Origin of the sequence: Pseudomonas sp. PONIH3, from assembly GCF_002934345.1 — a bacterium.
GTDB classification, from domain to species: domain Bacteria; phylum Pseudomonadota; class Gammaproteobacteria; order Pseudomonadales; family Pseudomonadaceae; genus Aquipseudomonas; species Aquipseudomonas soli.
The window spans coordinates 1,073,931-1,093,569 of the sequence record NZ_CP026386.1 but is presented as its reverse complement, the minus strand read 5'-3'; the positions used below and the strand labels follow the sequence as shown (position 1 = coordinate 1,093,569).

Here is a 19,639-nt window from a genome sequence, read left to right as displayed (position 1 = left end):
GTGTCAGTGGCCGAGGACCTGGCGCAGGGTTTCACTCACGCCGACTTCGCGCAAGCTGTCGTATAGGCGCTCGAAGGCGCTGACGAAGGCTTTGGATGCGGGGATCGCCGTGCCGAAGATCGCCTCGTCGCCGAGCACCCGGGCGGCCAGGCCGTCGCGCTGCGCCACCCGGGCCTGGCAGTCGGCGGCGCGGGGGTCGGGGATGCTGTAGCGGGTGCCCTGTTCGTCCTCGCCACGCAGGTACAGGGCCCAGGCGGCCACCACCAGGGCCACGCGCTCCAGGGGCTTGCCGTCGGCGATCAGGCGGTTGGCGGTGGGCACGATGAACTTGGGGAATTTCGACGAGCCGTCGGAGCACACGCGCTCCAGCTGGTCGGCGATGGCGCGGTTGGCGAAGCGCTCGGTGAGGCTGTGCTTGTAGCGCGTCAGGTCGATGCCCGGTACCGGGGCCAGTTGCGGGGTTACGTCCTGGTCCATGAAGGTGCGCATGTAGCGCTGCAGCAGCGGGTCGGCGAGGGTTTCGTGGACGAAGCGGTAGCCTTGCAGAAAGCCCAGGTAGGTGAGGGCCAGGTGGCTGCCGTTGAGCAGCTTGATCTTCATTTCTTCATAGGGCGTGACGTCGTCGGTGAACTGCACGCCGACCTGTTCCCAGGCCGGGCGGCCGGCGACGAACTTGTCTTCCACCACCCATTGCAAAAACGGCTCGCACACCACCGGCCAGGCATCGTCGACGCCGTGGCGCTCGAGCAACTGCTGACGGTGGGCGGGGCTGGTCATCGGGGTGATGCGGTCGACCATGGCATTGGGGAAGCTGACGTGACCGTCGATCCAGCGGGCCAGGTCGTGGTTCTGCAGGTGGGCGAAGGCCAGCAGGGCCTTGCGGGCGACGTCGCCGTTGTGCGGGAGGTTGTCGCAGGACATCACGGTGAAGGGGCCGCTGCCGGCCTCGCGGCGGCGGCGCAGGGCTTCGCAGAGGAAGCCGAACACGCTCTGCGGGGCTTGCGGGTTGGCCAGGTCGTGCTGGATCTGCGGCAGGTCGGCGCGGAGTTCGCCGGTGCTGTCGTCGATGCAGTAGCCGCCTTCGGTGATGGTCAGCGAGACGATGCGGATGTTGGGTTCGGCAAGCTTGGCCAGCAGCGCTTCGGCGCCGTCCTCGGCCAGCAGCATGCCGTTGATCGCGGCTATCACGCGGACCTGGGTGTCGGGTTGGTCACCCAGTTCGAACAGGGTGTAGAGGTGGTCTTGCGCGGCCAGGGCATCGCGCATGGCGCGGTCTTCGCGGCGCAGGCCGGCCCCACAGATGGCCCAGTCGAGGCCTTCGCCCAGGTTCATCAGGGCGTCGGTGTAGGCGCCCTGGTGGGCGCGGTGGAAGCCGCCGACGCCGATGTGCACGATGCCCTGGCGCAATTGGCTTGGGTCGTAGCTGGGGCGGGCGATCGTCAGGCGGGAGAGGTTGTGTTGGTTGAGTTTCATCCTGAAGGTCCTTAGGCCGCCTGCTGCAGGCGCTTGTCGAGGGCTTGGCCGTTGCTGTCGAACAGGTGGCAGTGGGTGGGGTCGAAGGTCAGCTCCAGGGCCTCGCCGAAGGTCGGCGCGAAGTCGCCGCGCACGCGCACGGTGAGCATCTCGCCGGACGCGGCGCGCACATGGCAGTAGCTGTCGCTGCCGAGCCGCTCGCTGACATCGGCCGTCACCTGCAGCGACCCCGGCGCGCCCTGGCACATGGGGCTGATGCTCAGGTGCTCGGGCCTGATCCCCAGGGTCACCTGGCTGCCGGTATGCAGCTCGCCCGCGCACAGCGGCAGGGCGATGCGCGCACCACATTCGAGGGCTACCTCGCACTGGTTGCCCTGGTTACGGCTCAGGTGCCCACGCAGGAAGCCCATCTTCGGCGTGCCGAGAAACCCCGCGACGAACAGGTTGGCCGGATGGTGGTACAACTCTAGCGGCGAGCCCACTTGCTCGACGCGCCCGCCGTTGAGTACCACCACTTTGTCGGCCAGGGTCATGGCCTCGACCTGGTCGTGGGTCACGTAGATCATCGTCGCGGCCAGCTCCTGGTGCAGCCGCGCCAGCTCCAGGCGCATCTGCACGCGCAGGGCGGCGTCGAGGTTGGACAGCGGCTCGTCGAACAGGAAGATCTTCGGGTTGCGCACGATGGCGCGGCCGATCGCCACCCGCTGGCGCTGGCCGCCGGAGAGCTGGCGCGGCTTGCGTTCGAGCAGCGGTTGCAGCTCGAGGATGCGCGCGGCGTTGTCGACCTTGGCGGTGACCTCGTGCTTGGCGACGCCGGCCAGGTCCAGGGCAAACGACAGGTTCTTGCGCACGGTCATGTGCGGGTACAGGGCGTAGGTCTGGAACACCATGGCCAGGTCGCGCTTGGCCGGGGCGGTGTCGGTGATGTCGGCGCCGTCGAGGGTGATGCTGCCGCTGCTGACCTCCTCGAGGCCGGCGATCAGGCGCAGCAGGGTGGACTTGCCGCAGCCGGAGGGGCCGACGAACACCACGAACTCGCGGTCGCGCACGTCCAGGTCGATGCCCTTGATGATGGCGTGGCCATCGAAGCCTTTGTGCAGGTTGCGGATTTTCAGGTCAGCCATGGTGGGTGTCCTTGTCAGAGGCGAGAACAGAATTGGCGTGGGAATGGCGGGAAATCATTTCACGGCACCGAAGGAGAGCCCGCGCACCAGCTGCTTCTGGCTGATCCAGCCAAAGATCAGGATCGGCGCGCAGGCCAGGGTCGAGACGGCCGAGAGCTTGGCCCAGAACAACCCTTCGGGGCTGGAGTAGGAGGCCACCAGCGCGGTGAGCGGGGCGGCGGCGGACGAGGTCAGGTTCAGCGACCAGAACGCCTCGTTCCAGCACAGGATCAACGATAGCAGCAGGGTCGAGGCCAGCCCGCCGCGGGCGATCGGCAGCAGCACGCGGACGATCTCCTGCCAGGTGCCGGCGCCATCCAGGCGTGCCGCTTCGAGGATGTCCACGGGGATATCCTTGAAGTAGGTGTACACCATCCACACCACGATCGGCAGGTTGATCAGGGTGTAGACGATGACCAGCGCCAGGCGCGAATCGAGCAGGCCGAACTGCTTGGCCAGCAGGTAGATCGGCATCAAGACGCCCACCGGCGGCAACATCTTGGTCGACAGCATCCACAGCAGCGTGCGCTTGGTGTGGCGGGTTTCAAAAAAGGCCATCGAGTAGGCGGCCGGCACGGCGATAAGCATGCACAGCAGGGTCGCCGAGAACGAGATCAGTACCGAGTTCCAGGCGTAGGCGAAGTAGTCGCTGCGCTCGTTGATGTGCAGGTAGTTCTCCAGCGTCGGCGCGAAGATGAACTGCGGCGGCGTGGCGAAGGCGTCCAGCTCGGTCTTGAAGCTGGTCAGCAGCATCCAGAAAATCGGGAAGAAGATCACCAGGGCGATGGCCCAGCACAGCAGGCCGAGCAGGGCGTTCTTCAGGATGCGGGTTTGCTTGAGTGTCAGCATGGTGGGCTCCTCAGCTGCGCGCGGTGAGGTTCTTGCCGATCATGCGGACCAGCACGATGGCGGCGATATTGGCGATCAGCACCGCAATCAGGCCACCGGCCGAGGCCATGCCGACGTCGAACTGCAGCAGCGCCTGGTTGTAGATCAGGTAGGCGAGGTTGGTGGACTCGTATCCGGGGCCGCCGCTGGTGGTGGTGAAGATCTCGGCGAACACCGACAGCAGGAAGATGGTCTCGATCATCACCACCACGGCGATGGGCCGCGCCAGGTGCGGCAGGGTCAGGTGCCAGAAGATCGCCAAGGGGCCTGCGCCATCCAGGCGCGCGGCTTCCTTCTGTTCCAGATCCTGCGACTGCATGGCGGTCATCAGGATCAGGATGGCGAACGGTAGCCACTGCCAGGAGACGATCAGGATGATCGACAGCAGCGGGTAGTGCGCCAGCCAGTCCACCGGTTGCGCGCCAAACAGGCGCCACACGGCGGCGAGGATGCCCGACACCGGGTGGAAGATCAGGTTCTTCCACAGCAGCGCGCTGACCGTGGGCATGATGAAGAACGGCGAGATCAGCAGCACCCGCACCACGCCGCGGCCCCAGAACTCGCAGGCCTCCAGCAGCGCGGCAATGAGCACGCCGAGCACCACGCTGATCGCCAGCACGCTGCCGACCAGGGTCAGGGTATTCAGGGCGCCGGGCATGAAGCCGGCGTCGGTGACGAAGAAGGCGAAGTTCTCCAGGCCCACGAACTGGTTTTCGCCCGGGTACAGCAGGTTGTAGCGGATCAGCGAGAAATACAGGGTCATGCCCAGGGGCACGATCATCCACAACAGCAGCAGCGCCACCGAAGGGCTGACCAGGAACCAGCCGGGGCCGACGCGGCGTTTGCCGGGGCGTGCGGTGGCGAGGCTCGGGGTGTCGAGGGCCGATGTGTTCATGGCGACTCCGTGTGCAGCAAAAAGGGGCGGTCACCGCGCCGGGGTTCGGCGCGGTCGGGGGACGCTGCGGGCTACTTGGGGTAACCGGCGCGCTTCATCTCGCGTTCGGTGGACTGCTGGGCCGAGGCCAGCACCTGGTCCACTTTCATCTGCCCGGTCAGCGCGGCGGCGAACAGTTTGCCGACCTGGGTGCCGATGGCCTGGAACTCGGGGATGGTCACCAGCTGGATGCCCACGTAGGGCACGGGCTTGAGGGTGGGGTGGTTGGGGTCGACGCGCTTGAGCGATTCGAGGGTGACCTTGGCGAATGGCGCGGCGGCCAGGTACGCGTCGTTGTAGGTCGAGGCGCGGGTGCCGGGCGGCACGTTGGCCACGCCTTCTTTCTCGGCCACCAGCTTGCCGTAGGCCTCGGAGGTGGCCCAGGTGGCGAACGTCCTGGCGGCGTCCTTGGATTTGGAACTGGTGGGGATCGCCAGTGCCCAGGAATACAGCCAGGTTGCGCCCTTGTCGGTGACTTCCTTGGGCGCGAAGGTGAAGCCGACCTGGTCGGCGACCTTGCTCTGGGTCTTGTCGGTGACGAACGAGCCGGCGACGCTGGCATCGACCCACATCGCGCACTTGCCGCTGTTGAACAGCGCGAGGTTTTCGTTGAAGCCGTTGCTGGAGGCGCCGGGCGGGCCGTATTGCTTGAGGGTGTTCACATAGAAGTTCAGCGCGTTCTTCCATTCGCTGCCGCTGAACTCGGGTTTCCATTGCTCATCGAACCAGCGTGCGCCGAAGGCATTGGCCACGGTGCCGATCAGCGCCATGTTCTCGCCCCAGCCGGCCTTGCCGCGCAGGCAGATGCCGTACTGGCCCTGGTCGGGCTGGTTGAGCTTGGCGGCGAACTCGCCGAGCTGGGTCCAGGTCGGTTGCTCGGGCATGCTCAGCCCGGCTTGCTCGAACAGGTCCTTGCGGTAGTAGGTGATCGAGGCTTCGGCATAGAAGGGCAGGGCGTACAGCGTGCCGTTGGCCGAGAGGCCGTTGCGTACCGAGGGAAACACGTCGTCGAGGTTGTAGTCGGCGGGCAGGTCGGTCATCGGCGCCAGCCAGCCCTTGGCACCCCACAGCGCGGCTTCGTACATGCCGATGGTCAGCACGTCGAACTGGCCGCCCTGGGTGGCGATATCGGTGGTCAGGCGCTGGCGCAGCACGTTCTCTTCAAGCACCACCCACTTGAGCTGGATGTCCGGGTGCTGCTGCTCGAACACCTTGGCCAGGCGCTGCATGCGGATCATGTCATTGTTGTTGACCGTGGCGATGGTCAGGGTGTCGGCGGCCTGGGCATGCAGCGGCAGGCTGAGGCAGGCGGCGGCCAGGCAGGCCTTGATCGAGTCGTTCATCAGTGAACTCCCTTATTGTTTTTGTATCGCTCGGCGCTGATTACACCCGTGCACGGCGATGCCGACAAAGCCTCGCCTGCACCTTGGCTGATACTTTTTTGCAGTGCTTGAACAGGGGCCGCTGCGCGCGCCATCGCCGACAAGCCGGCTCCCACGGGGATGGCGCTGGCTTGAAGGCGCTGCGGTCGGGGTAGGAGCCGGCTTGCCGGCGATGGGCTGCAAAGCAGCCTCAGGCTCAGGCGCGGTTCTGCTCGGTCAGGCGCTGGGTCACCAGGCTGCGGTAGTCCGAAGGGGTCATGCCCTTGAGTTGCAGAAAGCGTCGGTTGAAGTTCGACAAGTTGCTGAAGCCCGATTCGAAGCACACCTCGGTCACCGGCAGTTCGCCCTTGGCCAGCAGCTCGCACGACTTGCTCACCCGCAGCCGGTTGACGAACTCGACGAAGCCGCGCCCGGCGGCCTGCTTGAAGAACCGCGAGAAGTAGGTCGGCGTCATGCCCAGGTGCTCGGCCACCTCGTTCTGGCTCAGGTCCTGGGCGTAGTGCTGGAAGATGTAGTCCACCGCCCGGTTGATACGCTCGACATTGTGTTCGTCTGCCAGTTGCGAAGAGGTGACGGTGGACAGCAGTTGGTAGTCATCGCAGGCGGCGAGCTGTTCCATGAGGATAAAAAAGTATCCCAGGCGGGTCATGCCGCGGCTGTCGGCGATACGTTGCAGCAGCTGGCGGCTCTCGTTTATCAGTGCCGGGTCGCGGAACTCGATGCCATAGCGCGCCCGGGCCAGCAGCGGGGCCAGCTGGGTGAGCTCGGCGAACACCTGGCTGCCGTCCTCGAGTACCTCGTCAGTGAAGTTGACCAGCATGTCGCGCTTGCCCACCACTTCGTCGGGGCCGACCTGGCTGATCCAGTTGTGCGGCAGGTTGGGGCCGGTGAGGAACAGGGTGTCGGGAGCGAAGTTGCCGATGTAGTCGCCGATGAACACCTTGCCGGCGCTGGCGACGATCAGGTGCAGCTCGTATTCCTTGTGGAAATGCCAGCGCACCAGCGGGCTGGGGAAGCCATGCTGGCGGTAGATCAGCGAGGCGCCTTCATGGTCGTCCATCAGTTCGTAGGACGGGTCGGTGACTTTGCTTGTTCTGGGCATGGCAGTGGCTGGGCCTGGCGGGGCGAGGTGACATCCTAGCCTGAAGTGGCGGAGCAGGGCAGAGCAGAAAGCTGTAGGCGTATGCGCTGCGACCGTCCCATGCGGGTGCTTGTTCAAGGCGGATTTTGTAGGTCCTACAGCCATTCTTCCGCTGTTCGTGTAGTCCATTTCCTAAAGGTAGCTTTTCCACCTGTCGGGCCGTTGTAGCGAGTGGGTAGGCCCTTTAGTCTCGCCCTGCTCGTCGTGTTTCGCCGTTCGGGGTTGGCCGGGCCTTTGGGCAGAACACCGTGCAAGGATCGTGCGGTTTGGCCCGTTGGCGCCAGACGATGAAACGCGGCGGGCTCTTTCATTTTTTCGGGGGTGGGGTCATGGACAAGGACGAACAAGCAAAGGGCAAAGACGTACTGAACATCGTTAGCCTGGTTGGCCGTACCCGGCGTCGGTCGGTACGCGACTGGGTGCAGGCTGTACCGGGGTTGCCGACGGCCGAGGTGTTGCAGGAAGCGTCGATCATTCTGGGCTGCATCACCGCGCTCACGCAGCAGGCGTTGAGCAAGCCGAAAGAGGCGCAGACGCTTATGCGGGCAACGTATTACCTCAGCGGGATCGCCAAGGCGATGATTGATGGGCAGCTGCCGGTGAGCGAGGGGAAGGGCGACAGTTGAGCCGCGCTGTCAGCGCAATAGCCGCTTTCGAGCAGTCGAAAGCGGCTAACTGTTTGGCGGCAGGTGTGGCGATCAACCGTGCAATCAACTCAGCCCGGCTAACCGTTTGATCTGCTCGGCAAAGTCTTTCTCGGCAATCTTCACCTCCACCAGTACTGGCCGCTGCACAACCATCAGCAACTGCGGCAGCAAGCGTTCCAGCTCGTCCACCGTTTCCACCCGATACCCCAGCGCGCCATAGCCGCAGGCCAGCGCTGTATAGTCCAGCGCGGGCAAGGTGTCGAACGGCGCGAATTCACCTTCTGGCGTGAACGCATCAGGGTCGACGAAGGCCTGCTCGATCGCATACACCTGGTTGCTCATCACGAACACCACCGCATTGACCTTGTTGCGCGCCAGTGCTGCCAGCGACTGGCTGACCATCATGAACCCGCCATCGCCGGCCACTACCACCGGGCGCCGGCCGCTGCCCAGCGCCACGCCAAGGGCGCAGCCAGTCTCGTGGCCGAGCGAGCCCCAGATGGCATCGGAGATGAAACTGCCGCGGGGCATGCCGTTGATGTTGCTGGCCACATACAGCGACGAGCTTTCACCGAGGATCAGCGTGCTGGTCTGCCACAGGCGATGCTCGTGGGCGAAGTTCACCAGGCTGTCGAAAAAGCTCGCATAACTCAGCGCGCTGGGCACCGCGCCGCTGCCCAGCAGCGGGCGCGAGGCGGCCAGGGCGGTGCCAGGGCGGGGGAACTGGGTATCCACCTTCATGGCCTTGAGCAGGGCCTCGACATAGTCGGGCAGGCGCACATTGGGGTAGTAGTCGGCGCCGGCGCGGGCCAGTTCGCAGTTGACCTGGACGATTTCGCCATAGCGGGCCTTGAGCAGGTCCAGGTAGTCGTCGGTGAAGATCACGCCAATGGCCAGGATGCAGTCGCAGGCATCCACCCGGGCCGAGGTTTCCGGGCGGGAGGCGGGGCCGGCATAGGTGCCGATGAATGGCGCCTGGCTTTCGTCGAGTACGGTCTTGGCGTCGAGGGTGGTGGAGAAGGGCAGGCCGCAACTGTCGATCAGGCGTTGCACGGCGTCCTGCAAACCGTAGCGAATGATCTCCACCCCCAGCAGCACCAGCGCCTGGCGCGCCGTGGCCAGGCGTTGCACGCTGGCCTCGACCAGGCTTTGCAAAGCCTGGGGGTTGGACGGGCGCGGGGCGGGGGTCAATTGGCCGTGGGGGCGACTGACCTCGGCGCCCCAGATGTCCTGATAGGCCTCCAGGTAGATGGGCTGGCGGTGGGTGAGCGCCGCGATCAGCGCGTTGTCGATCTGCCACGGCGCGCGGTGCGGATCGGACAGGATCTCGCAGGCCACGGTCACCTGCTCCAGCACGTTGCGGTCGGCCTCGAAGTTGCCGGTGGAGTGGTGGAACAACACGTTCTGGGCATTGGCCTTGAGGCGGTCGCTGGTGGAGGGGCTGGCGGAGATCACCACCACCGGGTTGCGCTCCACGTAGGCCCCGGCGATGGCGTTAACTGCGCTGAAAGTGCCCACCCCGTACTGCAGCGACACCGCGCCCAGGCCGTGCACCCGGGCGTAGCCGTCAGCGCTGTAGGCGGCGCCCATCTCGTAGATTTCGCCCACGGCATCAATGCCGTCGAAGGCGTCCAGCGCGCTCATGAACCTGGAACAGTAATCGCCCGGCACCTGGAATACCTTGTCCAGGCCCAGCTCCTTGAGCCGGGTCAGCAGGTAGTCGGCCACGGTAAAAGTGCTCATGGCTTGACCCCCGCGCAGATGGCCTGGGTGATAGCTTCGAGCACCTGCGGCGCGTGGCTGGGCATGGGCGGGGTGGCGTAGTCGATCTCTTCCGGTGCCGGGGTCGGCAGCAGCTGGTAGCTGGCCGGCAGCCAGTTGGGGCGCGGCAGTTCGAAGAACTCCTGCAAGGCGGACTCGGCGGTGGTCAGCGCGCCCTCGACCCAACCCTGGCCATAGGAATACGCCTCGCCGACGATGAACACCTGCTGGTCCTTAACCGGGTGGCGCATCTTCTGGATGATCAGGTCCAGGCGGTAGTTGGCCTTCCACTCGTGCCAGCCGCCACCGTAGGGGTCGGCGTCCCAGGCGTGGTACACGGCGCTGTAGGGCGCCGGCAGCTCGACCTGGGCGTGCAGCTGGGTGACCTGGCGCTGGGCGATGCGCACCATCTCGTCGCTGATCTGGAACTGCGTGCGCGGCACCACCGCGTCGTCGGCGATACGCCCTTCGAGGCTGCGCGGGGTGTAGCCGGTGAATTCGGGGCCGTCTTCGAGTCCTTTCCAGAACGGCACGGTGCCGATGTCGTTGTAGGAGGCCATCAGCAGCGAGTTGAAGGTGTTTTCGCCACCGGCCTGATCGCACTCGGTGCCCATGTAGTAGCACTGGCGGATCGGCAGGTCGGTGACCGAACGCCCGGCCACCAGGCCCAGGTTGCGCCACCAGGGTTGCTCATAGGCCAGGAACAGCTTGAACGCCGACTGCACCAGCACCGAGCCGAGGTTGTCCTTGAGCCACGGGTCGTCGAACAGCGGCGAGTCGATCAGCTCCAGCGCGCGGCGCGGCAGGGCGAGGATCACCTGGCGGGCGTGGACGATGTCCTCGCCTTCGAGGTCGTGGGTCTTGCCGTTGACGGTCTCGGTGTGGCGCAGGTGCAGGCGGTAGGGGTACTCGGTGTCATCGCTGTAGCTCAGGGCGGCCAGGCGGCGGTTCATCTGGATGCGCTGGTCGGCGGGCACCAGGCCGCCGGCCTGTTCGCTGAAGCGCTGGGCCAGGGTCAGCGGCAGGCTCTGGAAGCCATCCTTGAGCGTGCGGAACACGGTGGCGTCGCTGTATTCGGTGGCGGGCAGCTGGGTCACGGCGCTGGCGTTGGCGACGTTGGCCTCGTAGCCGCCGGCGTCCTTCATGAACTGGTAGCCCTCGTTGCTCAGTACGCGGTAGAGCAGGTCCCAGAAACCGTAGCGCCAGATCGGCTTGCCGAATACCTGCACCTGCATCTGCTCGGCCAGGCTCAGCTTGTCGAAGCCGGGGTAGATGCTGTTCATCACATTGACCTGGAGGTCTTCGGGGTTGTAGCCGCGCTCGGTCCAGCCCAGGTCGTAGGGAATCTTGTGCGGCGCCTCGACGAAATCGCGGAAACGGAAGCGCTGGCCGCGCAGGTAGAACAGGTTGTCCTGGGCGCCGATGGGCGCGTCCTTGGGCAGTTCGTTGCCCATGGGGAAGTCCTTGCTCGGCAGGCCCAGGTGCTGCACCAGGGTGTCGACCATGACATGGCCGTCGGCGCCGGGCATGTAGCGCATGCCGCCCACCTCGGCGACCACATTGGGCAGGCCGGGCAGCTTGACGCTGAACAGCCGCCCGCCGATGCGGTCGCCATATTCGAACAACTGGATACGCAGGCTGTCGCCGTGGGCCTGTTGCAGGCGCCAGGCGCTGTAGGTACCGGAGACACCGCCGCCGATGATGGCGACGTCCAAGGGTTGGGGCTGGCTCATCGCAAATTCCCTTTTGTTGTTGTGGGCAAGGAATCCATGTGACGAGCCAGTATTGTCGAGGTTTGGCGGAATGCCAGTTTGCCATCATTGAATTTTCAACGTGGTCCCGGCGCGGTTACAACGAGGTGTGCGGGGAACCCAGGCGATGGTGATCTCGACATAGCTGTCGATGGCCTAGGCACTACGGTGGCGTGGTATCGTTTTGGCATTATTTGTTGCCAGAAGCCTGCCAAGGCATGCGATTTTGATGAGGAAGGTTATGGACGTGCTGGAAACGCTGTTGCTGGCAGCGGTCAGGGAGTGTTGGGGGGAGCAAGTCGACTTTGTTGGCGTTACCCGCGATGTACTGTCCTGCGTACTCGATCAGCGCGAGCTGTTCGAGGCGTTGCCTGAGCGTATGGCAGTTGAAGTAATTCCAATCGAACAATGTGGGCTGGACTCCCCCCGTACTCGTTCAATGGAAGAGTTTCATTCCTCCAAGGCGGTCCTGCTGTTCGATGGCCTTACGGCGGCGGCAGGTGGCAGAAGGTCCTATATCTACAAAAGCAAAGGGTTTCGAGTCTATCTGTTCGAGTCAGGTGAGGTCTGCACACTTACCCCCTATTGCAAGATAGATGATCGCGGTTTCTCGCTGGGCAACGAGCTCTGGGATATCCCCTGCGACTTTCATGTCCATATGCTGCGCACTGCTGAGCCAGTTGCGGATCTCTTCGAGATGATCAGCGAAAAAAAACCGGCCTTTCTACCTGATGCCCGCATAGGTCTTGGGTTGATCAAGATGATCACCAGCCTGCGTAGCAGGTTCCCCATCGATTACTGTCTGGAGTATGTGATTGTCCCGCCCGATGTCGACATCCTCTCTGGCTTTTCCCAGGGGACGAGGCGAGATCTGTGGGATGTGTGTCTCTCCCGCAGGTTCGAACGGGAGGCCGGGCATGAGGTGCAAACGCGAGCTATTGCTTTGCTCATGGAGGCCGGCATAAGCCCGCAGCCTGACCAGATCCTGGATTATTTGCAGAGAATCGGTAGGTCATCGTCTTGCGAAGATCTCCTCCAGCGCATGGATGAACTGAAACTTGCAGTTCTTGGCCGTATCGATCAACTCGCAGATGACTTGAGTGATCCGGATTTCTGGCAGCGGCTTGGCAGCGAGCAACGGCGGACGCACTCGGCGGTCGTCCGGCAGTTCCAGAACGCCCCCTGTGTACGGACCATGAATGATGTGGTGCATGAAATTCTTGAAGTATTCAAGACGCAGATTGAAGCGCATGGATTGTGGAAGGAGCTTTGGGACCGAGACAAGCCCAAGCCAGAAAGCAGTGTGCAAAATCTGTTCTTCAGCAGTGCCATTAGCTTTTGCCGTGCGTACGGCCTGGATATTTCGCCTGAGTCGGACGGCGGAAGTGGGCCGGTTGATTTCAAGATCTCTGCCGGCTGGCACGACAAGGTCGTGGTCGAGTTCAAGCTGTCGACCAACACCAGTGTGGTGCATGGTTATGAGTGTCAGTTGGAGCGCTACAAGGATTCGGAAAACACCGAGCATGGGATTTTCGTGCTGGTGGATGTTGGGGAACTGGGTGGAAAGCTTGAGCGGGTCCGCTCGTTGCAATCTGCCAAGGGCGAAAGGGCATCCGATATTGTCTATGTCGATGCACGGCCCCGGGTGTCGGCCAGCAAGAAACGCTGAAAACCACATTACCCCACGCTTGCGCAAGTGCGGGGCGGCCTGCCCATTGTGGCTTGATGTCAGCGCATTTCGGCCTCGAATTGCATCAACAGCCGCATTTTCTCCAGGACCGTGTCGATTACCACGCGTTCGTCGAAGCTTTCCAACTTCCATTCAAAACCGATCACGCGCCGGCCTTCGGTCCAGGGCTGCCTTGTGGTGTCAAGGAACAGATGGCGGCCAAACTCCATCTGGCGCGTGTCGACGTTGATCAGGTACACGCGGATGGTCGGTCGCAGTGGCGCCTGGCTGCCATCCAGGTAGAGCACCACATCCGACCACTCGACCCAGTCGTTGCAGGCGTAACGCAGCGCCGGTCCGTCCGCCCAGGGTTGCCGGCGGGTGTAGGTTTCGAAGCCGTCGATCTCGGCCTGCAAGTGGGCGATGATCTTGCTATCCAGCGCCTCGAGTGCCTGGTCACGCAGCTTGTTCAGGGCATTGATCTGCGGCAGGTGATCGAAGATGAAATCAATGCTCTCAGGGTTCATGTCACGCTCCACGGTGATGTTTTCCAGATGCAGCAGGAACTCGTCTGCCAGCACACGCCATTTGTTCAGCCGGCTGTGCTCGACGTTTTGCGACAGTGCTCTGCGCAGGGCGCCGAGTAGCTCGGCATAGCTGAGCCCTGTCCAACCATCGGCGACGTTGCTGCCCGACGGTGACAGCACCGCGAACAACACGCGCTTGTCGCGGCCACCCACCAATGTTTCGGCATAGAGTTCGTAATCGGCGAACGGGTTGACCTGAGCGTGGAAGATCTTGTTCTCGAGAATCAGCAGCCAGTCCTCACCTTGCAGCAGCAGGTCGATGCGCTTGCCATTGGTGGTGGTCACTTCACGTTGCGGAGGCAGGCGCAGGGTCGGCTCGGGAGGTGACTTCTTGCAGATGCAGCCTAGCAGGGCGCCGAGGAAGCAATCACCAAAACCATGGACCTGGTTGGGGTCGAGAAAGAATGCGAGCAGGTCAGTGGTGGGGTTTTCGTAGTAACCGCGCCCTCCGAGGGCAAAAATGCTTGGCTCATACGCCGGCTGGCGATGCCGTTCAGCCTCGGCAAGCAGGGCGCGTGCCTGATCCAGATCCATAGTGTTTCTCCGTGTGTTCCCCTTGCGGGGGTAGCAATGTCGGTGATACCGATGTGCCGTCGATTGCGGCAGCTAGGCACGCCCTTTCAACAGTGCTGCCAGGGCGATGGTCAGGCCAACGGCAGTCGCCATCGCAACCAGCATGGTAATGGCGACGCCCGTGTGTTCGAGCAACCCCGCCATCGCCAGATAGAACGCAATCACCCCCACCGCGCCGATGGCATTACCCCGCACCATTGCCGCCATCCCGGCGCGGCCGCCCTGTACATGGGCGAACACCACCAACGGCCAGGCGATCACCGGGATCGGCGCCAGCATGCCGCTGGTCGCCGGCCCCAGCCAACTGGCCAGGCTGGTGGTGAGCATCAGCAGCGCGGTGGCGGACACCATGCGCAGGGGGATCTCCCAATAGCGGTGCCGAGGCCGGGCAAGCGTATCTGGCCTGGGCTCGCGGCCGCTGGCGCGGATCAGCACGCCGATCAGCAGCAGCGCCACGCCGACCGAAAGGTAAAGCCCACCCCAGTGAGTGAAGGCGTAGGCCGCCAGGCCATAGAACAGGATCGCCAGCGATACCGCCGCAGCGATGCCGAGCTTGCGCGTGGCGAACAGGTAGAAGGTGTAGGTGGCCTGCACGGCCGCCAGTCCACCCAGCGCACCCGGCACCGCGCCCAGGGCGAAGGCCGTGCCTTGCTCCAGGCACAGGAAGGTCATCACCAGCGCCGAGGTGATTGGCAGGCCGGACAGCAAGCCGCCGAGCAGGCCGCCCCAGCGCCTTGAGGCGAGGGAGATGGCCCACATCAGCAGCGGGGTGACGAGGAGTTTCAGGTAGAAGAGGGTCATTGCGCGCGGTTCCGGTTCTGCAAGGGGGCGCCCGCCGTCGGCATTGGGTGGGGCGCGGGTGGATCAGCCGCGGCTGGCCTCCAGGGCCTGGGCAAGGTCGGCGATGATGTCGTCGCTGTGCTCGATACCGATCGATAGGCGCACCATGTCCCGCGGCACGCCGGCCTTTTCCAGCTCTTCGTCGTTGAGCTGGCGGTGGGTGGTGGAGGCAGGGTGGCAGGCCAGCGACTTGGCGTCGCCGATATTCACCAGGCGCACCACCAATTGCAGCGCATCGATGAAGCGGGCCCCGGCCGCTTGGCCACCCTTGATGCCGAACGAGAGGATCGACGCCGGTTTGCCACTGGTATAGCGCTGGGCCAGGGCATGTTCGGGGTGGTCCGGCAGGCCTGCGTACTTAACCCAGGCCACCTGGTCGTGTTCCTGCAGGAAGCGGGCAACCTTGAACGCATTCTCGGTATGGCGCTCCATGCGCAGGGCCAGGGTCTCCAGGCCTTGCAGGATCAGGAAGGCATTGAACGGCGACAGCGCGGCGCCGGTGTTGCGCAGCGGCACCACGCGGCAGCGGCCGATGAAGGCGGCAGGGCCGAAAGCTTCGGTGTAGGTGACGCCGTGGTAGGACGGGTCGGGGGTATTGAGCAGGGCGAAACGTTGCTTGTGATCGGCCCAGGGGAATTTGCCCGAGTCGATGACGATGCCGCCGATGCTGGTGCCGTGGCCGCCGATGTACTTGGTCAGCGAGTGCACGACGATATCGGCGCCGTGTTCGAACGGGCGGCAGAGGATAGGCGTGGCCACGGTGTTGTCGACGATAAGCGGCACGCCGTGGCGGTGGGCGGCCTCCGCCAGCGCGGCAATATCGACGATGTTGCCGGCAGGGTTGCCGATGGACTCGCAGAACACCGCCTTGGTGCGATCATCAATCAGTGCCTCGAGGGCGGCGATGTCGTCGTGGGCGGCGAAGCGGGTGGTGATGCCCTGGCGCGGCAGGGTGTGCGCCAGCAGGTTGTAGGTACCGCCGTACAGCTTGGCCACCGAGACGATGTTGTCGCCGGCTTCTGCCACGGTCTGGATGGCGTAGGTGATGGCGGCCATGCCCGAGGCCACCGCAAGCGCACCCACCCCGCCTTCAAGGGCGGCCATGCGCTGTTCGAGCACATCGTTGGTGGGGTTCATGATGCGCGAGTAGATGTTCCCGGCCACCTTGAGGTCGAACAGGTCGGCCCCGTGCTGGGTGTCGTCGAAGGCGAACGAGGTGGTCTGGTAGATCGGCACGGCCACCGCCTTGGTGGTCGGGTCGGGGCTGAAGCCCGCGTGGATGGCGAGTGTTTCCAGCTTCATGCGGTCATTCCTTGAGCGTGGGGTGGAAGCGGACGAGCATGGAGTCATGGCGACACGGCGGTCAAGGGGCGAGCCTCCCGAGACCGCTGTCAGCGGTTGTCAGGCGGGCGCGTTGATCGTTACCGGCTGTCTGTTGAGCAGTGGCAGCCAATGCATGACATCCCGCAAGTGCAGGCGTGTAGACCAATCGTGGTAGTCGCCAATCACATAAAGCCGGCGTTTGGCGCGGGTAGCCGCCACGTTGAGCAGGTTTGGCTGTTCAACGGCCCAGTCGCGTGCACCGCGTTGCTCGCTGTTGCCGCCAAGCACGAGGATGACGACGGCGGCCTCCTTGCCTTGCATGGTGTGGATCGTGCCGTGCACCATCTTCTCTGGAAGGCGGCCCTTGAGCTGGTTGCGCACATCCTGGAATGGCGTGATCACGGCGATATCAGAGCGTTTCACACCGTCGACATCGAGCTTGGCAAGCAGGCGTTCGAGCGCAATGCCTTCATTCTCTACCCAATTGCCACTTGAAGGGCCGGCCACATGAATCCAGCCCGTGGGCAGGCTGGCGGGCGTTTCCTTGTCCGGGCTAGGGGTAAGCGTGCCGTATACCATGGCATTGTCGTAGGCGATGAGGTTGGCCAGATCAAACATAGGTTTGTCACAGCGGCGGTGCACCACCAGAGGTAGGCCTATCCAGCGCTTTCCAGCCCTGGGGCCGGCCATGCGTCCCCAAGACGTGCCGAGGTCGGCCAGGCCTTGGGCGCTGTAGCGATTGGGCAGCCAGTGCGCGTTCACCTGATACTTGTTGCGCATGTATTCAAGGACCGCGTCGGAAACAGTGACGATAGGCTTGAGCTGCAAGGGGTCGCCAACCAGTACCGCCCTGCGTGAGCGCCACAAGGCGCCGACCGTTGCCTGTGGCGTGGCCTGCCCGGCTTCATCCACCAGCAACCAGCCGATCTCGCCGCAGCCGAAGCTGCCGAACGAACGCGCGAAGGAAGCAAAAGTGCTGCTCAGTACCGGTACCAGCATGAACAGCGATGCCCAAGCGCAGCGCAGGGCGTTCGGTGACATCCCGGCGAAATGGCCGTTGCAGATCACGCTGGTAATGAAATCGAGGTTGGCCTTCAGGCGAGTGGGCTCGAGTTCGTAGAAAGTGCGGTGCAGCGCCAGCGCTTCGATGAACACGTTGGCCCTGGCCTGGCGCCAGCCTTCAAGCATCCACGGTTCGCGCAGTTCGGTGCTGGCGCTGCGATCGAGTTCGCCACGCTCAAGCCAAGTCAGCAAGTGCCTGGCCTCGCCAGCAAGGGCAAGGCTGCGGGTAGTTTCGATCTGCGTGGTAGCCAGATCTATGGCTTGGGCGATGGCTTGTTCGTCCTGCGCCAGTTGTTGAGCCGCTGCGTCTCGGCGTGCGCACAGCTCTTGGACCTGGCGCTCGGCACTGGCGAATGCTTCGCGTGCCAGGGCGTGGCCGCTGTCCAGTAGGTGCTGTCGTGCGGCCCAGGCTCGACGGGCACCCCAGAGGCTCAGCAGGCTGGCCAATAGGCCGGGTTTTTCTGCACTGTGTGCGGTAATCGCCTGCAGCGCCTGGCGCAATTGTTCACGGGCCGGTTGTAGCATGCTGCTTTCGACTTCGCGTTGCCGATCGGAAAGCGAGCGAAGCGCTTCGACGTGAGTCTGGCGAGCCTGTTCAGCCTGTTTGACCTGCTGGCGGGCAGCGACTACGGCATCGATTTGTGTGAGTAACCTGTCGAGCTGGGCGCGAGCAGCCTGCTCCGCCTGAGTAGCCTGGCGATAGCGGGCAATAGCGCTCTGCCAGACCCTGGCTTTTTCGGTGGTCGTCAGTGCCTTGCTGCGCGGTATGCGCTCGTTCAACCAGGCTGTCATGCCCTGCACAGGAGGCAGCTCGGGAGAGGGGGGCTGTGGTGCAGGTGCGCTCGAAGCGCCGAGGCCATCCATGTCGTCGTTGTCGTCCTCAAGCTCTGCGGCTTCGACGGGGAGCCCCGCCTTCGACGTTTTTGCAGGGCGCCTGCCATCAAGAAGACGTTCCACGAACTGCTTGCGCTTGGCCTTGCTGCCCAGCGCGGCGGAGACCAGCCCCCAGGCTGGCTGGCCGCTGACTAGCCCTCCCAGTTCGCTGAAATACGCGGCTTGCGGCAGCCAGGAGGCATCGATCTTGTCCTGCTGTGGCAGCTCGAGCGTGATGTTCTCGACGGCGCCATTGTTCGAGGAGGCGACGACGATTTCGAACCCCAGCAGGTCTGGATGCAGCGCGTAGGTCGTTCGGCCGGTGCCTCCGTCGCTGGCTACCTCTCGGCCATCCTGCAGGAAGGCGTCGGAGGCTTTTTCGAATGACGCCAGTACGTCCGCTCGTTCGGTGACGACTGCTGCGATCAGGTCTCGCAACAGAGTGGTCTTGCCAGTGCCAGGCGGGCCATTGATCCCCATCAGCCCATGACTGTCTCCCAGGGTCTCGAGCAGGCTGTTGATCGCCACTTGTTGTGAGTGAACCAAGCCCAGATGGCGGTCTGCCGGCCAGCAACCCTTGGGATAGCGAGCGGGGGCCAGGCATCGAATCAAGGGCAGGTCGGCATCGCGGCTATCCAGATGCAAGCGCGGTTCGCTGTGTTGCTCTGTCAGGTAACGTGCCAGTGGCGGGCTGACGTGGCCCTGATCAAGTGCGCTAGCTACCTTGACCAGGTCGTCGAGCAGGAAACTGTTAAGGGGATCGTCTTCCTGCTCGGGTTGCTTCGGATCGACCGGCTGGGAGCGGAAGCGATGCTGACGGTTCTGGGCACCGAAGAACTCGTCCAGCCCGAGATGATGGCGAACCTGCCAGGTCATTTCTTCCAGGGCGTCAGCGCTCACCACGCCACCGAGCAGGCGCTTGCTGTCCTCGCGCAAAGCGTTCTGCGTGTCTTCGAAGCCCGATGTCCAGTCTCGCTTGTGGATAGCGCAGCCAAGGAACCATGCTTCGCTGGACAGTACGAAGCTGTCGACGACCATCTGCCCCAACTCGTCGAATTTCAGCGAGAACAGAGCCGACTCTCTGGTTTGCGGCTCTTTGTAGCCTTGATCCGCACCGTACAGCGCTTCGAGTCGGCGAGCGACGTGCAGGCTGTCGTAGAGATGGGCGTAAAGCGTGTGACTCCAGACCCGCTTGTTTGGCAGCCGCTGTCGACCCAGCACGTTCGTCGCTGACCAGGGGAGCGAGCGGGCGGTGATCGGCAGGTCCTGGAAGAATGGTTCGTAATCCTTGTTACGCTTCTTTTTCTTCGGGGCGGCCTGCGGCTGCAGGAGCTCGACGGCGTGCCAATAACGCACGATGCTTGAAGAGTTCATCAACATCCTTGTCAGCGATTTGTTTGGCTTTGCGCCAAGCGATGGTGGTTCAAAGTGAGTGGCGGTAGTTTCAGCGCTTGAAGGCATCCGCAGCAATGAACAGGCGTCCCGCCTGCTTGCGCGGATGCTCAGGCTGGCCGCAAGCTTAGCGTGTATTGGTAGCCATATGATATTGGTAGTGGCTTTACGCTAAGGTCG

General features: G+C 63.8%; 14 protein-coding genes. 2 read left to right on the top strand and 12 right to left on the bottom strand.

What is annotated here, in order from left to right:
- Positions 1–3: 3 nt before the first annotated feature.
- The 6 genes from C3F42_RS04755 to C3F42_RS04730 all read right to left on the bottom strand — a co-directional run bounded on the left by C3F42_RS04755 (position 4) and on the right by C3F42_RS04730 (position 6,942).
- The gene (locus tag C3F42_RS04755) at positions 4–1,473 is read right to left on the bottom strand and encodes a mannitol dehydrogenase family protein (RefSeq protein ID WP_104444069.1); all 1,470 of its coding nucleotides are present in this window, start codon (positions 1,471–1,473) and stop codon (positions 4–6) included.
- A gap of 11 nt (positions 1,474–1,484) precedes the next feature.
- Positions 1,485–2,597: an ABC transporter ATP-binding protein gene (locus C3F42_RS04750; RefSeq protein WP_038705864.1), complete on the bottom strand. Its 1,113-nt coding sequence runs from the start codon at positions 2,595–2,597 to the stop codon at positions 1,485–1,487.
- A 54-nt stretch (positions 2,598–2,651) separates the two neighbouring features.
- Positions 2,652–3,485, bottom strand: a complete 834-nt coding sequence (locus C3F42_RS04745) for a carbohydrate ABC transporter permease (protein ID WP_104444068.1) — start codon at positions 3,483–3,485, stop codon at positions 2,652–2,654.
- A 10-nt stretch (positions 3,486–3,495) separates the two neighbouring features.
- Complete coding sequence (locus C3F42_RS04740) at positions 3,496–4,419, bottom strand: carbohydrate ABC transporter permease (RefSeq protein ID WP_104444067.1); 924 nt, start codon at positions 4,417–4,419, stop codon at positions 3,496–3,498.
- A 71-nt stretch (positions 4,420–4,490) separates the two neighbouring features.
- Entirely contained in the window at positions 4,491–5,801 is a 1,311-nt protein-coding gene (locus C3F42_RS04735; protein ID WP_046856054.1) for a sugar ABC transporter substrate-binding protein, read from the bottom strand.
- A 235-nt stretch (positions 5,802–6,036) separates the two neighbouring features.
- Entirely contained in the window at positions 6,037–6,942 is a 906-nt protein-coding gene (locus C3F42_RS04730; protein WP_023629779.1) for an AraC family transcriptional regulator, read from the bottom strand.
- Positions 6,943–7,310: 368 nt separating this feature from the next.
- On the opposite strand from C3F42_RS04730, the gene C3F42_RS04725 reads away from it, so the two are divergent.
- Positions 7,311–7,607: a DUF3077 domain-containing protein gene (locus tag C3F42_RS04725; protein ID WP_158659521.1), complete on the top strand. Its 297-nt coding sequence runs from the start codon at positions 7,311–7,313 to the stop codon at positions 7,605–7,607.
- Positions 7,608–7,691: 84 nt separating this feature from the next.
- On the opposite strand, the gene C3F42_RS04720 is transcribed toward C3F42_RS04725, so the two are convergent.
- Positions 7,692–9,371, bottom strand: coding sequence for an alpha-keto acid decarboxylase family protein (locus C3F42_RS04720; protein ID WP_104444065.1), 1,680 nt, complete (start codon positions 9,369–9,371; stop codon positions 7,692–7,694).
- Positions 9,368–11,122 (bottom strand): FAD-dependent oxidoreductase, encoded by a 1,755-nt coding sequence (locus C3F42_RS04715; RefSeq protein WP_104444064.1) that lies wholly within the window; start codon positions 11,120–11,122, stop codon positions 9,368–9,370. The genes C3F42_RS04720 and C3F42_RS04715 overlap by 4 nt, the downstream gene beginning before the upstream one ends.
- 259 nt (positions 11,123–11,381) lie before the next feature.
- On the opposite strand from C3F42_RS04715, the gene C3F42_RS04710 reads away from it, so the two are divergent.
- Complete coding sequence (locus C3F42_RS04710; protein ID WP_143067519.1) at positions 11,382–12,809, top strand: hypothetical protein; 1,428 nt, start codon at positions 11,382–11,384, stop codon at positions 12,807–12,809.
- Positions 12,810–12,868: 59 nt separating this feature from the next.
- Here the strand turns inward: C3F42_RS04710 and C3F42_RS04705 are convergent, their stop codons facing one another.
- The 4 genes from C3F42_RS04705 to C3F42_RS04690 form a co-directional block, all read right to left on the bottom strand.
- On the bottom strand, positions 12,869–13,930 hold the full coding sequence (locus C3F42_RS04705) for a PD-(D/E)XK nuclease family protein (protein WP_104444063.1): 1,062 nt from the start codon (positions 13,928–13,930) through the stop codon (positions 12,869–12,871).
- A 72-nt stretch (positions 13,931–14,002) separates the two neighbouring features.
- Entirely contained in the window at positions 14,003–14,770 is a 768-nt protein-coding gene (locus tag C3F42_RS04700) for a hypothetical protein (protein WP_104444062.1), read from the bottom strand.
- Positions 14,771–14,833: 63 nt separating this feature from the next.
- Entirely contained in the window at positions 14,834–16,111 is a 1,278-nt protein-coding gene (locus C3F42_RS04695) for a bifunctional O-acetylhomoserine aminocarboxypropyltransferase/cysteine synthase (protein WP_023629910.1), read from the bottom strand.
- A gap of 99 nt (positions 16,112–16,210) precedes the next feature.
- Positions 16,211–19,528: a DEAD/DEAH box helicase gene (locus C3F42_RS04690; protein WP_256586309.1), complete on the bottom strand. Its 3,318-nt coding sequence runs from the start codon at positions 19,526–19,528 to the stop codon at positions 16,211–16,213.
- Between the last annotated feature and the right edge of the window lie 111 nt (positions 19,529–19,639).